Annotated in this window: 19 protein-coding genes; 7 read left to right on the top strand and 12 right to left on the bottom strand. The window is 64.5% G+C overall.

The window, feature by feature from the left end:
- Nucleotides 1–18 precede the first annotated feature (18 nt).
- Entirely contained in the window at nucleotides 19–465 is a 447-nt protein-coding gene (locus AWB72_RS20955) for a GatB/YqeY domain-containing protein (RefSeq protein ID WP_040050295.1), read from the bottom strand.
- Between the two features lie 257 nt (nucleotides 466–722).
- Nucleotides 723–1,949 carry a BaiN/RdsA family NAD(P)/FAD-dependent oxidoreductase gene (locus tag AWB72_RS20950; protein WP_040050376.1) on the bottom strand — a complete coding sequence of 409 codons (1,227 nt, stop codon included), beginning with the start codon at nucleotides 1,947–1,949 and terminating at the stop codon, nucleotides 723–725.
- A gap of 62 nt (nucleotides 1,950–2,011) precedes the next feature.
- On the opposite strand from AWB72_RS20950, the gene tsaD reads away from it, so the two are divergent.
- The gene (tsaD, locus tag AWB72_RS20945; RefSeq protein ID WP_040050294.1) at nucleotides 2,012–3,040 is read left to right on the top strand and encodes a tRNA (adenosine(37)-N6)-threonylcarbamoyltransferase complex transferase subunit TsaD; all 1,029 of its coding nucleotides are present in this window, start codon (nucleotides 2,012–2,014) and stop codon (nucleotides 3,038–3,040) included.
- A 6-nt stretch (nucleotides 3,041–3,046) separates the two neighbouring features.
- Here the strand turns inward: tsaD and AWB72_RS20940 are convergent, their stop codons facing one another.
- Together AWB72_RS20940 and AWB72_RS20935 are read right to left on the bottom strand one after the other, a co-directional pair.
- Complete coding sequence (locus AWB72_RS20940) at nucleotides 3,047–3,673, bottom strand: glutathione S-transferase family protein (RefSeq protein ID WP_040050293.1); 627 nt, start codon at nucleotides 3,671–3,673, stop codon at nucleotides 3,047–3,049.
- A 35-nt stretch (nucleotides 3,674–3,708) separates the two neighbouring features.
- Nucleotides 3,709–4,938 carry an MFS transporter gene (locus AWB72_RS20935; RefSeq protein WP_040050292.1) on the bottom strand — a complete coding sequence of 410 codons (1,230 nt, stop codon included), beginning with the start codon at nucleotides 4,936–4,938 and terminating at the stop codon, nucleotides 3,709–3,711.
- Between the two features lie 106 nt (nucleotides 4,939–5,044).
- Between AWB72_RS20935 and AWB72_RS20930 the strand changes: the two genes are divergently transcribed.
- A complete protein-coding gene (locus AWB72_RS20930) occupies nucleotides 5,045–5,941 on the top strand; it encodes a LysR substrate-binding domain-containing protein (protein ID WP_040050375.1) in 897 nt (298 codons plus the stop codon).
- A 51-nt stretch (nucleotides 5,942–5,992) separates the two neighbouring features.
- Here the strand turns inward: AWB72_RS20930 and folE2 are convergent, their stop codons facing one another.
- The 4 genes from folE2 to AWB72_RS20910 form a co-directional block, all read right to left on the bottom strand.
- The gene (folE2, locus tag AWB72_RS20925; protein ID WP_040050291.1) at nucleotides 5,993–6,790 is read right to left on the bottom strand and encodes a GTP cyclohydrolase FolE2; all 798 of its coding nucleotides are present in this window, start codon (nucleotides 6,788–6,790) and stop codon (nucleotides 5,993–5,995) included.
- Between the two features lie 174 nt (nucleotides 6,791–6,964).
- The gene (gene dxs / locus AWB72_RS20920) at nucleotides 6,965–8,875 is read right to left on the bottom strand and encodes a 1-deoxy-D-xylulose-5-phosphate synthase (protein ID WP_040050290.1); all 1,911 of its coding nucleotides are present in this window, start codon (nucleotides 8,873–8,875) and stop codon (nucleotides 6,965–6,967) included.
- 79 nt (nucleotides 8,876–8,954) lie between these two features.
- Complete coding sequence (locus tag AWB72_RS20915; protein ID WP_040050289.1) at nucleotides 8,955–9,842, bottom strand: polyprenyl synthetase family protein; 888 nt, start codon at nucleotides 9,840–9,842, stop codon at nucleotides 8,955–8,957.
- On the bottom strand, nucleotides 9,839–10,174 hold the full coding sequence (locus tag AWB72_RS20910; RefSeq protein ID WP_040050288.1) for an exodeoxyribonuclease VII small subunit: 336 nt from the start codon (nucleotides 10,172–10,174) through the stop codon (nucleotides 9,839–9,841). The genes AWB72_RS20915 and AWB72_RS20910 overlap by 4 nt, the downstream gene beginning before the upstream one ends.
- Before the next feature lie 309 nt (nucleotides 10,175–10,483).
- Here AWB72_RS20910 and AWB72_RS20905 point away from each other — a divergent pair, with 309 nt between their 5' ends.
- The gene (locus AWB72_RS20905; RefSeq protein WP_040050287.1) at nucleotides 10,484–11,590 is read left to right on the top strand and encodes an aromatic ring-hydroxylating oxygenase subunit alpha; all 1,107 of its coding nucleotides are present in this window, start codon (nucleotides 10,484–10,486) and stop codon (nucleotides 11,588–11,590) included.
- 128 nt (nucleotides 11,591–11,718) lie between these two features.
- Entirely contained in the window at nucleotides 11,719–12,588 is an 870-nt protein-coding gene (locus AWB72_RS20900; RefSeq protein ID WP_040050286.1) for a sulfurtransferase, read from the top strand.
- A 13-nt stretch (nucleotides 12,589–12,601) separates the two neighbouring features.
- Here AWB72_RS20900 and AWB72_RS20895 read toward each other — a convergent pair whose 3' ends face one another.
- From AWB72_RS20895 to polA, 3 genes are all read right to left on the bottom strand, one after another.
- Nucleotides 12,602–13,477, bottom strand: a complete 876-nt coding sequence (locus AWB72_RS20895) for a dienelactone hydrolase family protein (RefSeq protein WP_087128662.1) — start codon at nucleotides 13,475–13,477, stop codon at nucleotides 12,602–12,604.
- A 223-nt stretch (nucleotides 13,478–13,700) separates the two neighbouring features.
- A complete protein-coding gene (locus tag AWB72_RS20890; protein ID WP_040050284.1) occupies nucleotides 13,701–15,074 on the bottom strand; it encodes an NAD(P)/FAD-dependent oxidoreductase in 1,374 nt (457 codons plus the stop codon).
- A gap of 121 nt (nucleotides 15,075–15,195) precedes the next feature.
- Entirely contained in the window at nucleotides 15,196–17,934 is a 2,739-nt protein-coding gene (gene polA / locus AWB72_RS20885; protein ID WP_040050283.1) for a DNA polymerase I, read from the bottom strand.
- A 1-nt stretch (nucleotide 17,935) separates the two neighbouring features.
- On the opposite strand from polA, the gene AWB72_RS20880 reads away from it, so the two are divergent.
- Nucleotides 17,936–18,685, top strand: a complete 750-nt coding sequence (locus tag AWB72_RS20880) for an LOG family protein (RefSeq protein WP_040050282.1) — start codon at nucleotides 17,936–17,938, stop codon at nucleotides 18,683–18,685.
- A 277-nt stretch (nucleotides 18,686–18,962) separates the two neighbouring features.
- Complete coding sequence (locus tag AWB72_RS20875) at nucleotides 18,963–19,874, top strand: hypothetical protein (RefSeq protein ID WP_040050281.1); 912 nt, start codon at nucleotides 18,963–18,965, stop codon at nucleotides 19,872–19,874.
- 45 nt (nucleotides 19,875–19,919) lie between these two features.
- On the opposite strand, the gene AWB72_RS20870 is transcribed toward AWB72_RS20875, so the two are convergent.
- Nucleotides 19,920–21,446, bottom strand: coding sequence for an AMP nucleosidase (locus tag AWB72_RS20870; RefSeq protein ID WP_040050374.1), 1,527 nt, complete (start codon nucleotides 21,444–21,446; stop codon nucleotides 19,920–19,922).
- 205 nt (nucleotides 21,447–21,651) lie between these two features.
- Between AWB72_RS20870 and AWB72_RS20865 the strand changes: the two genes are divergently transcribed.
- Nucleotides 21,652–22,062 (top strand): hypothetical protein, encoded by a 411-nt coding sequence (locus AWB72_RS20865; RefSeq protein WP_040050280.1) that lies wholly within the window; start codon nucleotides 21,652–21,654, stop codon nucleotides 22,060–22,062.
- The last annotated feature ends 22 nt before the right edge of the window (nucleotides 22,063–22,084 follow it).

Below are 22,084 nucleotides of genomic sequence, written 5' to 3'. Positions count from 1 at the left end.
GTGTGTCAGCGGCGTGGATTATTTCGCGAGCGCCGTCTTCACCTGCGCCGACACGGCGGTCATGTCCGCCTTGCCCGCGAGTTTCGGCTTGAGCACGCCCATCACCTTGCCCATGTCCTGCGGACCGGCGGCACCCGTCGCGGCGATCGCGGCCTGCACTTCGGCGGCGATGGCGTCGGCGGAAAGCTGCTCGGGCATGTACGCGGACAGAATGGCCAACTCCGCCTTTTCCTTGTCGGCGAGATCGGTGCGGCCCGCGGACTCGAACTGGCTAATCGAGTCCTTGCGCTGCTTGATCATCTTGTCGACGACGGCGGTTACGGCGGCATCGTCGAGCGTCACGCGATCGTCGACTTCGCGCTGCTTGATCGCGGCGAGCAGCAGGCGAATGGTGCCGAGGCGCTCGGTTTCGCGCGCGCGCATGGCGGTCTTCATGTCGTCGTTGATCTGGTCTTTGAGGCTCATCGTTCACCCGGTGCAATTGCGAAATGGAAATCCGACCGACGTTCGACCGCGCCGCGAAAGCAAAAACCCGCTTGGGGAACGCCTCCTCAAGCGGGACTGTAGTGAGTCGTAGTGAACTCCGAGCGATGCGCGCCGCCGTAACGCCAGCCAGAGCGAAGGAGCGGCGCTGAACGCGCACGGAATTCCTCCGATGACCGTCCGAGTATAGCAAACGGGTCCGCGTTCCGAGACCGGGGAATTCCGGCGAACGCGCGGATTCAGGCCACTTTCGCGGTGCCGTGTGCGTACTCGGCCGCCGCCTTCCCCGCCGCGACGCCGGACGCCCACGCCCACTGGAAGTTGTAGCCGCCGAGCCAGCCGGTGACGTCCACCGCTTCGCCGACGAAATACAGTCCCGCGACGCGCTCGCTCATCATCGTGGCCGACGACAGTTCGCGCGTATCGACGCCACCGCGCGTGACTTCGGCCTTGCGATAGCCTTCGGTGCCGCCCGGCGTCAGCGACCAGCCGGACAGGGACGCTCCGATCGCCTTCAGCGTGCGATCCGGAAGATCGGCGAGGCGCGCATCGACCGGGACGCGCTGCGCGTCGAGCCACGCGTGCGCGAGCCGCGCGGGCAGATGCTCCGTCAGAAAATTGCCGATCTGCTTCTTCGAGCCCGCTTTCGCGTCGAGCAGAAGTTCGGTGGCGTCGAGATCGGGCAGCAGATTCACGTGAATCGGCTCGGACGTGTTCCAGTAGCTCGAAATCTGCAGCACGCCCGGCCCCGACAGCCCGCGATGCGTGAGCAGCAAGTCTTCATCGAACTCACCGCGCGTCTTGCCCTTGCCCGTGCCGATGCGAACCGGCAGCGAAAGCCCGGAAAGCGCGGCGAACGGCGCCCAGTCGGCGGAAGTGAAGGTCAGCGGCACGAGCGCGGGCCGCGTATCGACGAGCTTGTGCCCGAACTGCTTCGCCACGCGATAGCCGAAGTCCGTCGCGCCGATCTTCGGGATCGACAGCCCGCCGGTCGCGATCACCAGCGCCGTAGCGCCGATCGCGCCTGCGGTCGTATCGAGCGTGAAGCGCGCGCCGTCGTGACGGATCGCGTGCACGCTCACCGGACGGCGCCACGCGACGCCGCCGGCATCGCACTCGCTGCGCAGCACGTCAATGACTGTGTCGCTCGAATCGTCGCAAAAGAGCTGGCCCTTGTGCTTCTCGTGCCATTTCACGCGGTACTGCTTGAGCAGCGCGAGAAAATCGCGCGGCGTGTAGCGGGCGAGCGCGGAGCGGCAAAAATGCGGATTCGCCGACAGAAAGTTCGCCGGCTGAGCGTTGATATTGGTGAAGTTGCAGCGGCCGCCGCCGGAGATGCGGATTTTTTCGGCGAGGCGCTCGGCGTGGTCGATGAGCACGACGCGCCGGCCCGCCTGTGCCGCGACGGCCGCGCACATCATCCCGGCCGCGCCCGCGCCGATGACGGCGATATCGAAGGATTCCATGCCGCGCATTGTAACTGGCGCCCGCTGGTATACTTTCCCGTTACCCTCCGACGCCCTTCACCATGCTCGTTCTCGGCATCGAAAGTTCCTGCGACGAAACCGGCCTCGCCCTCTACGACACCGGGCGCGGCCTGCTTTCGCATGCGCTGCATTCGCAGATCGCGATGCATCGCGAGTACGGCGGCGTCGTGCCGGAACTCGCTTCGCGCGACCACATCCGCCGGGCGCTGCCGCTGCTCGAACAGGTGATGGGCGAAGCGAAGGTGGCGCGCGCCGATATTGACGCCATCGCGTTCACGCAAGGGCCGGGGCTCGCGGGCGCGCTGCTCGTCGGCGCGAGTATCGCCAACGCGCTCGCGATGGCGTGGGACAAGCCGACGGTCGGCATCCATCATCTCGAAGGTCATCTGCTCTCGCCGCTTCTCGTCGACGCGCCGCCGCCGTTTCCGTTCGTCGCGCTGCTCGTGTCGGGCGGACACACGCAGTTGATGCGCGTGACCGACGTGGGCGTCTACGAGACGCTCGGCGAAACGCTCGACGACGCCGCCGGCGAAGCCTTCGACAAGACCGCGAAGCTGCTCGGCCTCGGCTATCCGGGCGGGCCGGAAGTCTCGCGGCTGGCGGAATTCGGCACGCCGGGCGCGGTCGCGCTGCCGCGCCCCATGCTCCATTCCGGCGATCTCGATTTCAGCTTCAGCGGCCTGAAAACCGCCGTGCTGACGCACAGCCGCAAGCTCGGCGCGAACGTCTGCGAGCAGGCGAAGGCGGATCTGGCGCGCGGTTTCGTCGATGCCGCGGTGGACGTGCTCGTCGCGAAATCGCTCGCGGCGCTCAAGAAGACGGGGCTGAAGCGGCTGGTCGTCGCGGGCGGCGTCGGCGCGAACCGGCAATTGCGCGAGGCGCTGTCGGCGGCGGCGAAGAAGCGGCGCTTCGATGTCCACTATCCCGATTTGTCGCTCTGCACCGACAACGGCGCGATGATCGCGCTCGCGGGCGCGCTGCGGCTCGCGCGCTGGCCCGAGCAGGCCGTGCGCGACTACGCGTTCACCGTGAAGCCGCGCTGGGATTTGACCTCACTCGCGCGCGCCTGATCGCTCTCACTTCGGCGGATTGAACGGCTGCACGATCGACTGAAACACGTCGAGCGCCTCGCAGCGGTCGCCATGCGCGATCAGCGCCGGCCAGCGCGCGCCCGCGAAAATCGGCGCATGCGCCTCGCGCGCGAAACGCAGCGCGCATGCCACGGCGATGTCCGCGTGACCGATCGCGTCGCCGAACCAGAAGGGCGAAGGACGCGCGGCGCGGTCGGCTTCGAGCGCATCCAGCACGCGCTCGACCTGACCCGTGCAACGACTCACCCACGCCTGCGACGTCTCCTTATGCAGCACGCGTTCGTAGACGAGCGCGACGGCCTTGTCGGCGAAACCGGTCGCGAGCGCGCATATTTTCAGCGCTTCGCGCCGCTCGTCTCCTTCCGATGCGATCAGCGCCTGCGCAGCTCCCGCTTGCTCGTCGAGATAGTCGAGAATCATCGCGCTTTCGATCAGCACGTCGCCGGAATCGAGCACGAGCGTCGGCACGCGGATGAGCGGATTGAACGGCGCGATCTTGTCGGCATCGCGGAAAACGGACCACGGACGATGCTCGAACGCGATGCCGTACAGACTCAACGCGATGGCCACGCGTCGCACGAAAGGGGAATCGTATTGGCCGATCAGGATCATGCGCGCGCTCCGCGTCGTTGTTCGAGACGGGCAGTTTAAGGGCGCCCGGGCTTCGGAAACCATGGCAGCGCGAGCGACGCGCACACGCCCGCCGCGAGCCACACGGCCGTCCACGAGCCGGCGGCGAGCACATGCGGAATCGCGATCGGCGTGAGAAAAAGGCCGGCGTAGACGGCGGTGTTCGTCATGCCGAGCGCCGTGCCGGCGCGCGCGGTGCCGGCGAGCGTCGCCAGTTCGGTGTACGCGACGCCATGCCACGCCGATATGCACACGCCCGCGAGGACGATCATCGCGGCGAGAAGCGCGGGCGTGCGGGCCGCGCCGAATGCGGTCGCCGCCGCGAGCGCGACGAACGACGCCACGGCGATCCACGTCGAGACGCGCAGATACGCGCGGCGGTTGCCATGCCGGTCGGTGTATCGGCCGCTCCAGACGCGCATGACCATCGCGCCGAGCTGGAGCGCGCCCATCGTCGTGCTAATGGCCGTCACGCCGAAGCGCCCGGCATCGTGGAGAAAGACCGTCGCGAAGGTCAGCACCGCGAATTGCGGCACGCACAAGACGCCGATGCCGAGCACCATCCGCCAGACGAGCACGTCGCCGAGCGGTGCCGCTCGCGTGTGTTGATGCGGCTGCTTTGCGTGAGGCGGTTCGTGCAGCCAGCGCCACGTGAACGCGCCGGAGATTGCGCACATCGCGGCCAGCGCGCCGAACACCGCCGCGAAGCCGATCGACGACGCCAGCCACGGCAGCAGCGCCGCGCCGATTCCGCCGCCCAGCGGCACGGCAGTCTGGCGGATGCTCATCGCGAGGCCGCGCTCGCCTTCCGCGAACCACGCCATCACCGCGCGCCCGCTCGCCCCGTTGACACTACCGCCGAGCAATCCGAGCGCGCACAGGCCGGTGAGGAGCCACCCGAGCGCGGGCGCATCGCCGTTCATCGACGGCACGACGAACAGGCTCATCGCGATGAGCGCGATCGCTGTCGAAACGAGGCCGGTCAGCAACACGCGACGATCGCCCCATCGGTCGGTCAGCACGCCCCACGGCAATTCCGATACCGCCGCGCCCAATCCGAGCGCGCCGAGCACGAGCCCAAGCTCCGCGTTGCCGAGGTGATAGCCGCTGCGCAGCCACACGGCGGTCGTCGGGATGCCCGCGACCGCGGCGGAAAAGCTGGCGTTCGCCGCGACGCCGACACCGAGCACTTTCCATCGATGCGCGCGGTCGAGCGCCGGCGTCGTCAGGCTGAAAGGCGTTGCCATGACTGCGTTCCTTTTCTGATTTGACGGAAGCCAGTGTGCCGGCTTACGATCATCCTGAAAATCAAAAACTTTCGTACTTATCGTTCGATAAGACAGGATGATTACCATGAGCCAGACTACGTTCGACCTCGCCGTGCTCCGCAGCTTCGTTGCGGGCATGGACCTGGGCAGCTTCGCGAAGGCGGCGGATCGCGTCGGGCGCTCGACATCGGCGATCAGCGCGCAAATCCGCAAGCTAGAGGAACAGGCGGGCATCGAACTGTTCCGCAAGTCGGGGCGCGGCCTCGCGCTGACCGACGCGGGCGAAGTGATGCTCGGCTATGCGCGGCGGCTGGTCGAACTGAACGATGAAGCGGCGGTCGCGGTGCGCGGCGTCGATCTGGAAGGCTGGATCCGGCTCGGTCTCCAGGAAGATTTCGGCGAAGCCGTGCTGCCGGACGTGCTGGGCCGCTTCGCGCGGGCGCATCCGAAGGTGCGAATCGAAGCGCGGGTCGCGCGGAACACGGAACTGCTGGAGCGCATCGAAACGGGACAACTCGATCTCGCGCTCGTGTGGGGGTCGGCCGGTGCGAAGGAATTCGAACCAATCGCCGCGCCGCGCATGCGCTGGATCGGACCGTCGACGATGCCGTTCCAACACGACGCGAACGAACCGCTGCCGCTGATCGCATTCGACCGTCCTTGCGTCTTTCACAGCGCGGCTGCGGCGGCGCTCGACCGGGCGGGCATCAAATGGCGCGTCGCGTTCACGAGTCCGAGTCTCGCGGGACTGTGGGCCGCCGCTGCGGCCGGACTCGGCGTGACCGTGCGTACGTGCTACGGCTTGCCATCGACCGTGCGCGCGCTCGACGAAAGCGAATCCGGCTTGCCACCGCTGCCTTCGATTCCGCTCGCGCTGCATCGCGCGTCGGCGGGCGGTTCGGCGCCGGTCGAGCGGCTGGCGTCGCTCGTGATCGATTCGGTGCGCGAAGCGCATGCGTCGGCGCAACCGGCGTTCGCATGAAAAAACCGGTCGCGTGGACCGGTTCTTCGTTCGGCTCGGAAGGCGAAAAGCTCAGCGCTTGTCCCGCTCGATCACCGCATACGCGCTGTGATTATGGATCGACTCGAAGTTCTCCGCTTCGAGCACGTACGCGACGATGCGATCATCCGCGTTCAGCCGCGCCGCGATATCGCGCACGAGGTCTTCGACGAACTTCGGATTTTCATACGCCCGCTCGGTCACGAACTTCTCGTCCGGGCGCTTCAGCAAGCCCCACAGCTCGCACGACGCCTCTTCTTCCGCGATCCGCACCAGCTCTTCCACCGCGACATCGCCGGCCAGCTCCGCCGTGATCGTCACGTGCGAACGCTGGTTGTGCGCGCCGTACTGCGAAATCTTCTTCGAGCACGGACACAGGCTCGTCACCGGCACGAGCACTTTCAGCGACAGACGCGTTTCGCCGTCGCGCTTCTCCGCGATGAACGTCGCCTCGTAATCGAGCAGGCTCTGCACGCCCGAGATCGGCGCGGTCTTCATGACGAAGTACGGCAGGCTCACTTCGATGCGGCCGGAATGCGCTTCGAGCTTCGTCAGCATCGCGGCGAGCATGGTGCGCAGCGCGGCCTGATCGAGCGGTTCGCGGTGTTCTTCGAGCAACGCGACGAAGCGCGACATATGCGTGCCCTTCTGCTCGGCCGGCAGATGCACGTCGAGATTCCACACGCCGACGCTCGGCTGCACGCCGCTCGCCGTCCGCACCGACAGCGGATGCCGCACGCCCTTCACGCCGACGCGCGCAATCGCGATCTGGCGCGTATCCGGCGTGCTCTGAACATCGGGCATCACGAAGGCGGGATTCATCTGGTTCATTTCTTATGTCCTTGTACGCCGGGCGCGCGACGGCACGACGCTAACGATGGTCTGCGGTGGTAAGCGGTGATCTGCGGTGAAACGCACGCGGCGCGAGTCGAAACCCGCGCCGCGTGGTGACGCCAGCCCAGGCGCGCGGCTACCTCGAGCGCGCCCGGCCCAGCGAGAATCGCGTCAGGCGACGCGCTTGGTCAGCTTGCCCGCGCTTTCGACGGCGGCGAGGAAACGCTCGCGGATCGAACGCGCGATGCCGGCTGCGTCGAGGCCGACGCTCGCGAGCAGCTTGGCGGGATCGCCGTGATCGATGAAAACGTCAGGCAAGCCCAGTTGCAACACCGGCTTGACGACGCCGCTCGCCAGCAACGCCTCGACGCAGGCCGAACCCGCGCCGCCCATGATCGAGCCTTCCTCGATGGTCACGATGGCGTCGTGCGTTGCAGCGAGTTCGCGCAGCAGATCGGCGTCGATCGGCTTCACGAAACGCATGTTGGCGACGGTGAGATCGAGCTCGTCGGCGGCGGCGAGCGACGGCGCGACCATCGTGCCGAACGCGCAAATCGCGATTCGCTTGCCCGAGCCCAGCTTCTGCGACGATTCCCGGCGAATTTCGCCCTTGCCGACCGGAAGCGCGGTCATCTGCTTGACCGTGGCCACGCCCGTGCCCGCGCCGCGCGGATAACGCACGGCCGTCGGATTCGGCTGCTGCAGCGCGGTGTAAAGCATCTGGCGGCATTCGTTTTCGTCGGACGCGGCCATCACCGTCATGTTCGGGATGCAGCGCAAGAACGCGAGGTCGTAATTGCCCGCGTGCGTCGCGCCGTCCGCGCCGACGAGACCCGCGCGGTCGATTGCGAACACGACCGGCAGGTTCTGCAGCGCGACATCGTGAATCAACTGGTCGTACGCGCGTTGCAGGAACGTCGAATAAATGGCGACGACGGGCTTCATGCCGTCCGCCGCGAGACCACCCGCGAACGTGACCGCGTGTTGCTCGGCGATGCCGACGTCAAAGTAACGATCCGGGAAGCGCTTCTCGAATTCGACCATGCCGGAGCCTTCGCGCATGGCGGGCGTGATGCCGACCACGCGCGAGTCCTGCGCGGCGGCGTCGCACAGCCATTCACCGAACACTTGCGTATAGGTCTTTTTCGCGGGCGCGGTCGACGGCTTGATGCCTTCGGCCGGATTGAACTTGCCGGGACCGTGATACAGCACGGGATCGGCTTCGGCGAGCTTGTAGCCCTGACCTTTCTTCGTGACGACGTGCAGGAATTGCGGGCCGCGCAGTTCCTTGATGTTCTGCAGCGTCGGAATGAGCGAGTCGAGATCGTGACCGTCGATCGGGCCGATGTAGTTGAAGCCGAACTCTTCGAACAGCGTGGCCGGCACGATCATGCCCTTCGCATGCTCTTCGAGCTTGCGCGCGAGGTCCAGCACCGGCGGCGCGGCGCGCAGCACGCGCTCGACGCCCGCACGCGCGGCGGCGTAGAAGCGGCCCGACATCAGACGCGCGAGATGGCGATTCAGCGCGCCGACCGGCGGCGAAATGGACATGTCGTTGTCGTTCAGGATGACGAGCAGCGGCAGGTCGTCGGCGACGCCCGCGTTGTTCATCGCCTCGAAGGCCATGCCGGCGGTCATCGCGCCGTCGCCGATCACGGCGATCGAATAGCGGTTGTCGCCCTGCAGCTTGTTCGCGACCGCCATGCCGAGCGCCGCCGAAATCGACGTGCTCGAATGCGCGGTGCCGAAGGTGTCGTATTCGGATTCGGCGCGGCGCGGAAAGCCGGAAATGCCGCCCAACTGGCGCAGGCCCGGCATCTGATCGCGGCGGCCGGTCAGAATCTTGTGGGGATACGTCTGATGGCCGACGTCCCACACGATGCGGTCGCCCGGCGTATCGAAAACATAGTGCAGCGCGATCGTCAGCTCGACCGTGCCCAGATTGGACGACAGATGGCCGCCCGTCTGCGACACGCTGTCGAGCACATAGGCTCGCAGTTCGTCGGCAAGCGGCTGCAGTTGGCGTCGATCGAGGGCCCGAAGATCGGCCGGATCGTCGATGGATTTCAGCAAGTCGTACATCGTCGTCCCATTTTAGGAAAACTGGCGTGATTCGTTCAGCGCGTTTGTTGCGCCGTGGGGTTCGTCACGCATTCAACGTTCAGTGCACCCGGTTCACGACCAGGTCAGCAAGTTCAGCAAGCCGCTGGCCGCGTCCGCCGAACGGCTGGATGGCGGCATGCGCGTCGCGGCCCAGTTGGGCGGCGAGTTCGCGGGATGCGTCGAGTCCGATGATGGACACGTAAGTCGGTTTGTCGTGTTGCGCGTCCTTGCCCGCGGTCTTGCCGAGCGTGGCGGAGTCCGCGGTCACGTCCAGGATGTCGTCGACGACCTGGAACGCGAGGCCGACGGCGGCGGCGTATTGATCCAACGCGGCGAGCGCTTCGGCGCCCGGCTGCTCGCCGGCAAGCGCGCCCATGCGGACCGACGCGCGCAACAGGGCGCCGGTTTTCTTGCGATGCATCGTCTCGAGTTCGGGGCGCGACAGCTTGCGGCCGACGCTTTCGAGGTCGATGGCCTGCCCGCCCGCCATGCCGACCGAGCCGCTCGCGACGGCCAGTTCGCGCACGAGCGCCGCCTGCTGACTGTCGGTAAGGCCGTTGCCGTTCGCGGTCAGCGCGATGAACGCCTGCGACTGCAGCGCATCGCCGACGAGCAGTGCCGTCGCTTCGTCATATTGGATGTGTACCGTGGGCTTGCCGCGCCGCAGGGCGTCGTCGTCCATGGCGGGCATGTCGTCATGAACCAGCGAATAGACGTGGATCATCTCGAGCGCGGCGCTCGCGGCTTCGACCGCCTGGGCGCTCGCGCCCGTCAGTTCGCCGGCCGCATGGACCAGAAGCGGACGCACGCGCTTGCCGCCGCCGAGCACCGCGTAGCGCATGGCTTCATGCAGACGCGCCGGGGCGATGTCCGTGCCGGGAAGATAATGCTCGAGCGCGGTTTCGACGCGGTCGAGCGTGGCGCGCATCCATTGTTCGAAGGTCATAGGTCGTCGTCCCCGTTGTCGTTGCTTGCTCCGGCACCCTGGGTTGCGCGCTGTACCTCGGCGGGCAGCGGTTTGAGCGTCTCGCCGTCGAGCACGCGAACCTGCTGCTCGACTTTTTCGAGCTGCTGTTGGCAAAAGCCCACAAGGGCCGCGCCGCGACGATACGCGGCCAGCGATTCCTCGAGGCTCAGCGCGCCCTCTTCCATGCGCGCCACGAGCGATTCGAGTTCGGCCAGCGCGGCTTCGTAATTTTCCGGAAGCGACGCGGCGTCCGCGCCCGGCGCATTTCCGCCGGATTCTTCGCCTGCTGCCTGGACTGCGGTCTTCGCCATGAATCGTGGATGTGCGGTTGATAATTGGAACCAAGTCGCACATTCTACGGCAAAAGCTAAATTTTCGACCCGCATCCCGTCTGCCGTTGCCGCGCGAACGCACGGCGGCAGCGTTTGGCCAACTACGCGCAACGGAGCTTGCGCGCCGTCAACAAATCGCGGACTTAGCGGAACTCTCGCGACAATTTATACCCAAATCAAGACCTTATGCGCCCCAGCGTGGCGGATTTCGGTATAATCGCTGGCTCCCTAAATCGAATCTTCGATGGTTGGGTTGTTCACTGCTTTCACGTCTTAACGGGAGTGGGAATGTCCAATCTGAGCAATGCATTGCAGTTGAAGGCTGTTCATAGCCAACTGCCAGTCACGGCTTACTTTGACGAAGCGCTTCTTACGCGCGAACTCGACACACTTTTCAAGCAAGGTCCACGCTACATCGGGCACGAACTCATGGTTCCCGAGGCGGGCAACTATTTCGCGCTTCCGGGTGAAGGCGAAGGGCGCGTGCTCGTCCGCAATCAGCAGAACGACATCGAACTGCTGTCGAACGTGTGCCGCCATCGCCAGGCCATCATGCTGAACGGGCGCGGCAGCGCGGACAACATCGTCTGCCCGCTGCACCGCTGGACCTACGATCTCAACGGACATTTGCTCGGCGCGCCGCACTTCGCGGACAAGCCGTGCCTGAATCTGGGCGCCACGCCGCTGCAGAACTGGCAGGGCCTGCTCTTCGAATCGCAAGGCCGCAACGTCGCGGCCGATCTCGCGAAGCTGGGCACCGCGCGTCATTTCGACTTTTCGGGCTTCATGTTCGATCACGTCGAAGTCCACGAATGCAACTACAACTGGAAGACCTTCATCGAGGTCTATCTGGAGGATTACCACGTCGCGCCATTCCATCCGGGACTCGGCAGTTTCGTCTCGTGCGACAACCTCGAATGGGAATTCGGCGACTGGTACAGCGTGCAGACCGTGGGCGTCCACAAGAATCTGGAAAAGCCCGGCAGCCCGACGTACCGCAAGTGGCACGACGAAGTCCTGCGTTTCCGCAACGGCGCGCCGCCCGAATTCGGCGCGATCTGGATGGTGTACTACCCCGGTCTCATGATCGAGTGGTATCCGCACGTGCTGGTCGTGTCGTGGCTCATTCCGCGCGGCACGCAGAAGACGACGAACATCGTCGAATTCTATTACCCCGAGGAAATCGCGCTGTTCGAGCGCGAGTTCATCGAGGCGGAACGGGCGGCGTACATGGAAACCGCGCGCGAGGACGATGAAATCGCCGAGCGCATGGATGCGGGCCGTCGCGCACTGATGTCGCGCGGGGAGAATCAGGTCGGGCCGTATCAGAGTCCGATGGAATCCGGCATGCAGCACTTCCACGAGTTCCTGCGGCATCAGTTGGGAAACATCTGAGCGCGATCGCTTGATGACTCGCGAATCACAAAAGGACGGGCTTTCGAGCCCGTCTTTTTGTTTAGACTAAGCACTTGTCGTCCGCACTTGTTGCCACGCGCGCCGAAGCCCGATCATCAGGAGCCGTCATGCTGCACACTCACTACACCACGCTCATCTCGGCGACGAATCTCGCCGAACATCTCGACGCCTCCCCGGGCAGCATCGTCATCTTCGATTGCCGGTTCGATCTCGCCGCGCCCGAAGCAGGCGAAGCCGCTTATGCCGCCGGGCACATTCCCGGCGCGCATTATCTGCATCTGGACCGCGATCTGTCCGGCGCGAAGACCGGCACGAACGGCCGTCATCCGCTGCCGGAACGCGCGGCGCTCGTCGGGAAGCTGGCTAGTCTCGGATTGAACGAAGGTCAGCAGGTCGTCGCGTACGACGCGCAAGGCGGCATGTACGCAGCGCGTCTGTGGTGGCTGCTGCGCTGGCTCGGGCACGATTCCGTCGCGCTGCTCGACGGCGGTCTGCAGGCGTGGGAAGCGACCGGCAAGCCGCTCGATACCGCGGTGCCACCGACATCGCAAGGCACGTTCAAGGCCGCCGCGCCGCTGCAGGTGACGATCGATGCTTCTGCGATCGTGCGCAGCATCGGCTCGCGCGATCATCTGGTGATCGATGCGCGCGCGGCGGATCGGTATCGCGGCGAGAACGAAACCATCGATCCCGTCGGCGGCCACATTCCCGGCGCGGTGAATCACTTCTTTAAGAACAATCTGACGGCGGAAGGCCGCTTCAAGACCGCACACGAATTGCGCGAAGCGTTCGGATCGCTGATCGGCGCGACGCCGGCGGATCGCGTCGTCCTGCAATGCGGCTCGGGCGTCACCGCGTGCCACAACGCGCTCGCGATGGAAATCGCCGGGCTGCACGGCGCGGCGCTCTATCCCGGCTCGTGGAGCGAATGGAGCGCCGATCCGGGGCGCCCCGTCGCCACCGGCCCGAACCCTTGAGCGCCGCAGCCGTTCATTTGACGCCGTGCTCGCGGAACCACGCGAGCGCGCGCTTCCAGCCGTCTTCGGCGTCGGCCTTGCGATAGCTCGGACGGTAATCGGCGAAGAACGCGTGCGGGGCATCGTCGTAGACGACGAATTGCGAGCCGCGCGCTTTCTGCGGCCCACTGGCGATGGCCTGCTTCATCTGCTCGATGGTGTCCTGCGGAATGCTCTGATCCTGCCGCCCATACAGCCCGAGCACGGGCGCGTTCAACTCGCCGACGTTGTCGATCGGATTGCTCGGCGTCATCGCCGTCTTGTTGCCGACGAGCCGCCCGTACCACGCGACCGCCGCCTTCACGTTCGGGTTGTGCTCCGCGTAAAGCCACGTGATGCGCCCGCCCCAGCAAAATCCCGTGATGCCCAGGCGCTTGAGGTCGCCGCCATGTTCGCCGGCCCATTTCACGGTTTCGTCGATGTCCGACAGCACTTGCGAATCCGGCAGCTTCGAGACGATCTGATCGTTGATCTGCTGGATGGACGGCATCGACGCGGCATCGCCTTGTCGCGTGAAAAGCTGCGGCGCGATAGCCAGATAGCCGAGTTTGGCGAAGCGGCGGCAGATATCGGCGATATGCTCGTGCACGCCAAAGATCTCGTGAATCACGATGATCACCGGCAGATTCGTCTTGCCCTTCGGCTGCGCGCGATACGCGGGCACCAGCGTGCCATCCGCGCCGCGCACGCCGACGGAGCCGGCTTCGAGGCCGTCGCTATCGGTGTGGATGGTTTGCGCGGAAACGGGCAGCACGGCGGCCGCGAAACCGGTGCCAAGCGCGGCCTTGATGAAGCCGCGGCGGTCGAACGGAACGTGCGGGATGAGGCTGTCGACTTCGGGAGTCAGCATACGAAGCTCCTGCGGCAAGAGCCGCCAAGGCGCCGCCGATGCAGGCGTCGGCTATGAGGAGCCACAGCCCGCCGATGGCGCTGAACCGGAAACCGCGCTCTGAGCCAGAAGCGGCCCGGCGCGGCGCTGGACGACCGTTCCGGGCGAAAGGCCGCATGCCCGGGCGCGCCGGGACATCGGCGCGCCGCTCATTCTAAACAGCTTTGCCGCGCGATAGCGTCCGTCAGTGCAGCTTCACGCGCGGCGCGGTGGACCGGCGCAGCCAGTGCGCGACGGTATCGAGCACCATGCGCGCGTAGCCGTGGAGCGCCGCGACATGCAGCCGATAAAGCGACATGTACATGAACCGCGCGAACAATCCTTCGATCAGCATGTTGCCGCCGATCAGCCCGCCCATCAGATTGCCGACCGCGCTATAGCGCCCGAGCGACACGAGCGATCCGAAATCGCGATACGTGTATTCCGGCAGCGGCTTGCCCTCCATGCGCCGATTGAACGCCGCGAACAGAAAGCTCGCCTGCTGATGCGCCGCCTGCGCGCGCGGCGGCACGTTGCGCTCGGTGCCGGGCCACGGGCACGCGGCGCAGTCGCCCAAGGCGAAGACGTTATCGTCGATTTCCGTTTGCAGCGTGCGCCGCACGATCAGCTGGCCGAGCCGATTGGTCGGCAAGCCGTCGAGTTGCGACAGCACCGCCGGCGCCTTGATGCCCGCCGCCCACACCGTCAGATCGGCGCGAATGATCTTGCCGCTCGCAGTGCGAATGGAATCGCGACTGACTTGCGCGACCGTTTCGCCGGTCATGAGCTTTACGCCGAGCTTGGTCAGCAATTCGGCCGTGGCGCTCGACACGCTCTCCTTCAGCGCGGGCAGAATGCGCGGCCCGGCTTCGATCAGCACGATGCCGATGTCATGCTTCGGATCCAGCTTGTGCAACCCGTAAGCAGACAGCACTTGCGCGGTATTGCGCAGTTCCGCCGACAATTCCACGCCCGTCGCCCCCGCACCGACGATCGCCACCTGGATGCGCGGCGCGGCCTCGACCATCGTCGGCGGCGTGCTGTCTTCGATGCCCGCCGCCACCGGCTCCGGCGCGAAATGCTCGGCGCGCATGCACGCCGCGATCAGCCGCTTGCGAAAGAGCTCGGCCTGACCGACGGTATCGAGCGCGATGGAATACTCCTGCGCGCCTTCCACGCCGAAGAAATGCGTGGTGCTGCCGATTGCCAGCACGAGCGTGTCGTACTCCAGTTCGCGCTCGGGCAGCAGTTCGCCCGCTTCCTCGTCACGCAGCGCGCCGATCGTGATGCGCCTTTGCGCGCGATTCAGCCCGACCAGTTCGCCCTGCTGAAACTCGAAGCCGTGCCACAGCGCCTGCGCCGCATATTCGAGTTCCTGCGTGAAAGGGTCCATGCTGCCTGCCGCGACTTCGTGCAACAGCGGCTTCCAGATGTGCGTCGGATTGCGGTCGACGAGCGTGATCTGCGCGCGCGGCGCTTTCGCGTCCGGCTTCGCAGACGACGAGCCGAAGCGGTCGCCGAGACGCGTCGCGAGTTCGAGACCGCCGGCCCCTCCGCCGACGATGATGAAGCGATGCATGGAGCTCTCCCTTTGCTTTTGAAATCCGGGGCGTCGTAGCGCTTTGATTCATTGTGCGCGAGCAGGCGGCGCATCGACAAGCGCCGTCGTCACATGCCGGCCATATGCGTGCTTCCGGCCGTCAGTGCGCTTCCTCCCAGTTGTTCCCGACGCCTACTTCCGCGACGAGCGGCACCTTCAGCGCCGCGACGCCGCACATCAGTTCCGGCAGGCGCTTTCTCACGTCCGGCAACTCGTCTTCCGGCACTTCGAGCACGAGTTCGTCGTGGACCTGCATGATCATCTTCGTGCGCATGCCCGCGCCTTCGATCCAGTCCTGCACCGCGATCATCGACATCTTGATGAGGTCGGCCGCGGTTCCCTGCATCGGCGCATTGATGGCCGCGCGCTCGGCCGCCTGACGGCGCGGACCGCTGCCGCCGTTGATTTCGGGCAGCCACAGACGCCGTCCGAACACGGTTTCCACGAAGCCGTTCATTTTCGCAGTCGTGCGCGTCGTGTCCATGTACGCGGCGACGCCCGGATAACGCGCGAAATAACGGTCGATGTAGAGCTTCGCCGCATCGCGCGTGATGCCGAGATTCGACGCGAGTCCGAACGAACTCATGCCATAGATCAAACCGAAGTTGATGACCTTCGCGATGCGGCGCTGATCGTTATCGACTTCGAGCGGCGTGACGCTGAACACTTCGGATGCCGTCGCGCGATGCACGTCTTCGCCCTGCGTGAACGCGCGCATGAGCGATTCATCGCCGGAAATGTGCGCCATGATGCGCAGTTCGATTTGCGAGTAATCCGCGGAGACGATCTTGCAGCCCGGCGGCGCGATGAACGCCTCGCGAATGCGCCGTCCTTCGCCGGTACGCACGGGGATGTTCTGCAAATTCGGCTCGTTCGACGACAGCCGCCCCGTCACCGCGACGGCCTGCGCATAGTTCGTATGCACGCGTCCCGTCGATGCATTGACCATGCGCGGCAACTTGTCCGTATAGGTCGATTTGAGCTTGGACAGCGCGCGATGCTCGAGCAGCACCTTCGGCAACGGATAGTCTTCGGCGAGCTTTTGCAGCACTTCTTCGTCGGTGGAAGGCGCGCCGCTCGGCGTCTTTTTCACGACGGGCAACTCGAGCTTCTCGAAGAAGATCTGCCCGATCTGCTTCGGCGATCCGAGATTGAACTCGCCGCCCGCGAGTTCATACGCTTGCGCCTGCAGGTCGATCAAACGCTTCGCGATTTCATTGCTCTGCGCGTCCAGCTTTTCGCGATCGATCAGCACGCCGTTGCGTTCAATCTTGCGCAGCACGCGCGAGGTCGGCATTTCGATATCGCGATACACGCGCAGCAAACCCTCTTCTTCCGCGACTTGGGGATAGAGCGCCTGATGCAGCCGCAACGTGATGTCCGCGTCTTCGGCAGCGTATTCGGCGGCTTTGTCGAGCGGCACTTCGTCGAAACCGATCTGCGATGCGCCCTTGCCCGCGACGTCCTCGTACTTGATGGTCTTCACGCCGAGATGCCGCAGCGCGAGGTTGTCCATGTCATGCGGCCGATGCGATTCCAGCACGTACGATTGCAGCAACGTATCGTGCTCGACGCCGCGCAACGCGATGCCGTAATTCGCGAGCACCTGCTCGTCGTACTTGAGATGCTGCCCGACCTTCTTCTTCGACGCATCTTCGAGCCAGGGCTTGAGCTTCGCGAGCACTTCATCGCGCGGCAACTGCACGGGCGCATCCGGCCCGCGATGCGCGACCGGAATATACGCGGCGTGCCCCGCTTCTATCGACACCGAAAGCCCGACGATCTGCGCGACCATCGGATCGAGCGACGTGGTCTCGGTATCGAACGACGTGATCTCCGCGCTATCGATGCGCGCGAGCCATGCATCGAACTGTTCCCACGTCTGCACGGTCTCGTAGTGGTGAACGATCTCGGTGACTTCAGCGGGCGGCGTATCGGTCGGACCTTCGACGGCATCCGCGATTTCGATCTCGCGCAGCCATGTCTTGAAGCCGTGGCGCAGGAACACGTCGCGCAACTCGTCGCGCGCTTCGGGACGGCTTTGGAGCGTCTCGTCGATGGACGCGATCTGCGAAGTGAGATCGCATTCCGTGTGCACGGTGACGAGCTTGCGGGCCATCGGCAGGAAGTCGAGAGCCTTGCGCAGATTGTCTCCTACCGCACCTTTGATCTCGCTTGCGTGTGCGACGATGCCATCGAGCGTTTCGTATGCCGTAAGCCATTTGAGCGCAGTCTTGGGGCCGCACTTTTCGACGCCGGGCACGTTGTCGACCGTATCGCCGATGAGCGACAGATAGTCGACGATGCGCTCCGGAGGCACGCCGAACTTGTTCACGACGCCCGCGCGATCGAGCGTTTCGTTGGTCATCGTATTGATGAGGGTGACATGATCCGTCACGAGCTGAGCCAGATCCTTGTCGCCCGTCGACACGATCACCTTCATGCCGCGTTTTTCGGCCTGCACGGCGAGCGTGCCGATGACATCGTCCGCTTCGACGCCTTCGATCATCACGAGCGGCCAGCCGAGCGCGCGCACCGCGACGTGGATGGGCTCGATCTGCTTCGAGAGATCGTCGGGCATCGAAGGACGGTTGGCTTTGTAGTCGGCGTACCAGTCGTCGCGGAAAGTCTTGCCCTTGGCGTCGAAGATGCACGCGCTATACTCTGCATTGATTTCGCGCCGCAAGCGCCGCAGCATGTTCACCATCCCATACAGTGCGCCGGTGGGACCGCCGTCGGGACCACGCAGGTCAGGCATCGCATGGTAGGCCCGGTACAAGTAGCTAGAACCGTCGACCAATAGCAGGGTCTTACCTTCAAGACTTAGTTCTTCAGGCATTATGAACAAGAGAAAAGTGATTCCGAGTCTGCGATCGCTCGCAGATCAAGAGCGCGCGACGGCCAAGAAGGCTCGCGCGTCGTGGCAGATGTTCACGATTATGGCAGAGTTTATCGAGGCGACCGAGTACCTCTCGGAGATCCGCCCTGCCATCAGCATCTATGGTTCGGCGCGTCTGAAACCGGAGTCGCCGTACTATCAGCGCACCATCGAAATCGCGCAAAAGTTCTCCGATGCGGGCTTCGCCGTCATCTCGGGCGGCGGTCCGGGCATCATGGAAGCGGCCAACAAGGGCGCGCACGCGGGCAAGTCGCCGTCGGTCGGCCTGAACATCGAGTTGCCGCACGAGCAGTCGGGCAATCAGTGGCAGGACATCTCGCTGCGCTTCCGGCACTTCTTCACGCGCAAGGTCACGTTCGTCAAGAACTCGGATGCCGTCGTGGTGATGCCCGGCGGATTCGGCACGCTCGATGAACTCGCCGAAGTGCTCACGCTCATTCAGACCAAGAAGTCGCGTCATGTGCCGATCGTGCTGGTCGGCGCCGAGTTCTGGGCGGGCCTGCTCGACTGGTTCAAGAAGACGCTGCTGACCAATGGCGTGATCAGCGAGAAGGATCTGGATCTGATGCAGGTCATCGACGAGCCGGATCAGGTGCTTGAAGCCGTGCTGCGGTTCTATGAAGATCGCGAAGAAGCGGCCGAGCCGCCGGCTGAAGGCAAGTCGGATGAGGATCGGATGTTCTATCTGTAAGCTAGTGAAAAGGAGGAGAAGCCATTTGGTCTCCTCCTTTTTTATTGCCGATATTATTAGTTTTCCGAACTAGCTTACGGGACTTGCCGACTGCGGCGCGACCCGCTAACATCGCGCGCCGGACGTGGAAGCATCAGCCGCATAGCAGTCAAAAGCGTGCGGCTATTTTTACGTCCACGCAATAGTTTTAGTTAATCGGATCGAGGTTTTTGAGATAGCCGGTCAATGAAAGGACCGACGCTTTCGATGCGTCACGCGAGAATAGAAGGAACACAAGATGAAGAAGATGTCACAGCCCAAAGCGTTGTTTGCCATCACCCTGAGTGCCGCCTTGACTTTCCTGAGCGGCTGCCATGACGACAAGCACGCCGACGCCGCTTCCACGGCGAGCGCCAGCGCGCCTGCACCCGCGAGCGCAACGAACGAACCGTCAGCCGCCGAACGCTTGCGCACTGCGAAGCTGCAATTGCTCAAGAGCGTCTCCGGCGTATGGAAACCGGTTCAGGGGAACGGGCTGATGACCATCAACGCGACCGAGAGCGATATTCAGGTGACGCAGGGCGATACGCTCTTGCCCGTCGCGCTCGGCGACGTAGATCCCGACAACAACACGGTCAACTACAAGATCTTCTGGAAAAGCGGCAAGCAGGAAGTTCGCACCATCCAGATCCTGACTCCGGTCGAAGAGGAAAACAGCACCACGCTCACCGTGACTGCCGCCGATGGCTCGCAGCGCGTATATACGCTCATTCGAAACCTGAGCCACGACGACATCACTCGAATCAATGCGCTCGGTGCGCAGGGCGCGCCGGCGCAAGACCAGACAGCGGCGCCCGCTCAGGCGGCTCCGGCTCCGGTGGACGCCTCGACGAATCGCGGGGTTATCGACATGTGGCTGGGCGGCATCGACATGAACATGCGCTCGTGTCCAGGCTCGACCTGCGCTCAGGTCATCGTCGTGCCGAAGGATTCCAAAGTGAGCGTGGATACGTCGACGATCCGCTCGGTCACGGAGACATCGGGCGTGAACACGCCGTGGGTGCGCGTGACGTATGAAGGCGCGTATTGCGCGGAGACGGACATCGATCCGAAAGTCGCGGGCTGCACGCCGACTCACAGCACCGAAGCGCCCGTCACCGGCTGGATGAACTACACGCGGCTGATGGCAGCGCCGCGTCCGCAGCAGTAATTCGACGACGGGGCGGCCTTGCCACCGCCTCACCGCCCCATCGCCCTACTGAAACGCCACCTCCGCGAAGCTCCGCAACTTCCGCGAATGCAGCTTCGACAACCCGTTCATGCGCAGCAGTTCCATCGCTTTCACGCCGATCTGCAAATGCTGATCCACTTGCGCGCGATAGAACTGATCCGCCATGCCCGGCAGCTTCAGCTCGCCGTGCAGCGGCTTATCCGATACGCATAGCAACGTCCCGTACGGCACGCGAAAGCGAAAGCCATTGGCGGCAATCGTCGCGCTTTCCATATCCAGCGCAATCGCACGGCTTTGCGACAGCCGCTGCACCGGCTCGCGATGATCGCGCAGTTCCCAGTTGCGGTTATCGACGCTCGCCACCGTGCCCGTGCGCATCACGCGCTTCAGTTCCACGCCTTCGAGCTGCGTGACCTGCGCCACCGCCTTCTCCAGCGCCACCTGCACTTCAGCAAGCGCAGGAATCGGCACCCACAGCGGCAAGTCGGCATCGAGCACGTGATCCTCGCGCACGTAACCATGCGCGAGCACGTAGTCGCCGAGACGCTGCGTGTTGCGCAGGCCCGCGCAGTGACCGAGCATGATCCACGCGTGCGGACGCAGCACCGCGATGTGATCCGTGATCGTCTTCGCGTTCGACGGCCCCACGCCGATGTTCACCATCGTGATGCCGCTGCCATCCGCGCGCTTCAGGTGATACGCGGGCATTTGCGGCAGACGCGCGGGCGCCGTGCCTTCCTCCGGCTGCTCGCTGAGATTGGCGTTGTACGTGACGACATCGCCCGGTTCGACGAACGACGAATACTCGCTGCGATACGCCCGCGTTTCTTCATCGTCGGCGCGCGACATCATCGTGCGGCCGAGCTTCACGAACTCGTCGATATAAAACTGGTAGTTCGTGTACAGCACGTAGTTCTGGAAATGCGTCGGCGAAGTCGCCGTGTAATGGCGCAGCCGATGCAGCGAGAAATCCACGCGCGCCGCCGTGAAAAGCGCGAGCGGATGCGGCTCGCCGGCCGCCGGCTCATACGTGCCGTTCACGATGCGGTCATCGAGCAGCGCGAGATCCGGGGTATCGAAGACATTGCGCATGGCGAGCAGGCGATCACGGTCGAGATCGCCCTCGAGATGAATGCCTTCGGCGAACGCGAAATGAATCGGAACGGGTTGCGCCGACACGCCCACCTCGATGCCCACGTGATGATTCTTCGCGAGCAGCCGCAATTGCTCGCGATAGTAGTCGCCGAAAAGATCGGGGCGCGTGAGCGTCGTCTCGAAGATGCCCGGCCCGGCGACGAAGCCATACGAGCGCCGCGAATCGATCTGCGTGTTCAGTTCGGTCCGCACGCGCACGAACGGATAGCACGCGCGCACGCGATGCGTGAACTGCTCGTTGCGCCGGTATCGCGCGAAGGCATCGCGCAGGAAGGCGGTGTTGGCTTCGTAGATCGCGGAAACGCGCGTGACGGCGGCGACGGGATCGTCGAAGGATTCGGTCGGAAAGTCGCTCGCGGGCGTGTGCTGGGTGCTTTGAGTGCGGTCGTTTGTCATGATCTTGTGCGTGTCTTCGTTGCCCTCTTCATGAACCACATTAACACGGAAGAATGCGAGAACCATGAAGCCCCTGATCGCGTGCGTGCATCCGGCAACAACTTTTTGTCCGCGGCGCCGAAAGCCGGGAAACCAGCGCAAAATAAGGCAATGCCGCGCTTCGATTAGGGTTTGCTAGAATCCGGCCATCGCCTGGAGAACCACCATGAAGTCCCTTCTTTCTGCCGCTGCGGCAGTACTCGCCGCCGCAAGCGTTGGCGCTTTCGCGCAATCGACGTCCAACGCCGCCCAGCCGGCAGCGGGACCGGCAACCCAGCAAGCCATGTCGCCGGAAGAGGCCGCGGGCCTGCCCGATCTCAAGGCCATCAATCGCCCGCCCGCCAACGTCAGTTCGAAAGTGGAAATCTCGCCGCCGCGCAAGCCGAGCTTCCACGAACTGAGCTCGAACGGCACGGAAATCACCGAGTATCGCGACAAGGGCAAGCCCGTCGAAATCAACGTGCATTCGAATTTCGGCACGCGTTATCAGATGAGCTCGCCTGCGGATACGTCGCCGCAAGTGCGCGACAACGGCAAGGCAAGCACGCGTCTGCCCTCCGTCAATCTGCGTTACTGATTTCAGCAAGATAGCTTCGAGC

Source organism: Caballeronia concitans (genome assembly GCF_001544615.1).
Taxonomy (GTDB): domain Bacteria; phylum Pseudomonadota; class Gammaproteobacteria; order Burkholderiales; family Burkholderiaceae; genus Caballeronia; species Caballeronia concitans.
The sequence above is the reverse complement of the archived record's forward strand: the minus strand, read 5'-3'. Positions and strand labels throughout refer to the sequence as shown.

What these genes read in the sequence shown, in the direction of transcription:
- AWB72_RS20955 (WP_040050295.1), bottom strand. Translation starts at nt 465, where the DNA reads ATGAGCCTCAAAGACCAGATCAACGACGACATGAAGACCGCCATGCGC.
- AWB72_RS20950 (WP_040050376.1), bottom strand. Translation starts at nt 1,949, where the DNA reads ATGGAATCCTTCGATATCGCCGTCATCGGCGCGGGCGCGGCCGGGATG.
- tsaD (WP_040050294.1), top strand. Translation starts at nt 2,012, where the DNA reads ATGCTCGTTCTCGGCATCGAAAGTTCCTGCGACGAAACCGGCCTCGCC.
- AWB72_RS20940 (WP_040050293.1), bottom strand. Translation starts at nt 3,673, where the DNA reads ATGATCCTGATCGGCCAATACGATTCCCCTTTCGTGCGACGCGTGGCC.
- AWB72_RS20935 (WP_040050292.1), bottom strand. Translation starts at nt 4,938, where the DNA reads ATGGCAACGCCTTTCAGCCTGACGACGCCGGCGCTCGACCGCGCGCAT.
- AWB72_RS20930 (WP_040050375.1), top strand. Translation starts at nt 5,045, where the DNA reads ATGAGCCAGACTACGTTCGACCTCGCCGTGCTCCGCAGCTTCGTTGCG.
- folE2 (WP_040050291.1), bottom strand. Translation starts at nt 6,790, where the DNA reads ATGAACCAGATGAATCCCGCCTTCGTGATGCCCGATGTTCAGAGCACG.
- dxs (WP_040050290.1), bottom strand. Translation starts at nt 8,875, where the DNA reads ATGTACGACTTGCTGAAATCCATCGACGATCCGGCCGATCTTCGGGCC.
- AWB72_RS20915 (WP_040050289.1), bottom strand. Translation starts at nt 9,842, where the DNA reads ATGACCTTCGAACAATGGATGCGCGCCACGCTCGACCGCGTCGAAACC.
- AWB72_RS20910 (WP_040050288.1), bottom strand. Translation starts at nt 10,174, where the DNA reads ATGGCGAAGACCGCAGTCCAGGCAGCAGGCGAAGAATCCGGCGGAAAT.
- AWB72_RS20905 (WP_040050287.1), top strand. Translation starts at nt 10,484, where the DNA reads ATGTCCAATCTGAGCAATGCATTGCAGTTGAAGGCTGTTCATAGCCAA.
- AWB72_RS20900 (WP_040050286.1), top strand. Translation starts at nt 11,719, where the DNA reads ATGCTGCACACTCACTACACCACGCTCATCTCGGCGACGAATCTCGCC.
- AWB72_RS20895 (WP_087128662.1), bottom strand. Translation starts at nt 13,477, where the DNA reads ATGCTGACTCCCGAAGTCGACAGCCTCATCCCGCACGTTCCGTTCGAC.
- AWB72_RS20890 (WP_040050284.1), bottom strand. Translation starts at nt 15,074, where the DNA reads ATGCATCGCTTCATCATCGTCGGCGGAGGGGCCGGCGGTCTCGAACTC.
- polA (WP_040050283.1), bottom strand. Translation starts at nt 17,934, where the DNA reads ATGCCTGAAGAACTAAGTCTTGAAGGTAAGACCCTGCTATTGGTCGAC.
- AWB72_RS20880 (WP_040050282.1), top strand. Translation starts at nt 17,936, where the DNA reads ATGAACAAGAGAAAAGTGATTCCGAGTCTGCGATCGCTCGCAGATCAA.
- AWB72_RS20875 (WP_040050281.1), top strand. Translation starts at nt 18,963, where the DNA reads ATGAAGAAGATGTCACAGCCCAAAGCGTTGTTTGCCATCACCCTGAGT.
- AWB72_RS20870 (WP_040050374.1), bottom strand. Translation starts at nt 21,446, where the DNA reads ATGACAAACGACCGCACTCAAAGCACCCAGCACACGCCCGCGAGCGAC.
- AWB72_RS20865 (WP_040050280.1), top strand. Translation starts at nt 21,652, where the DNA reads ATGAAGTCCCTTCTTTCTGCCGCTGCGGCAGTACTCGCCGCCGCAAGC.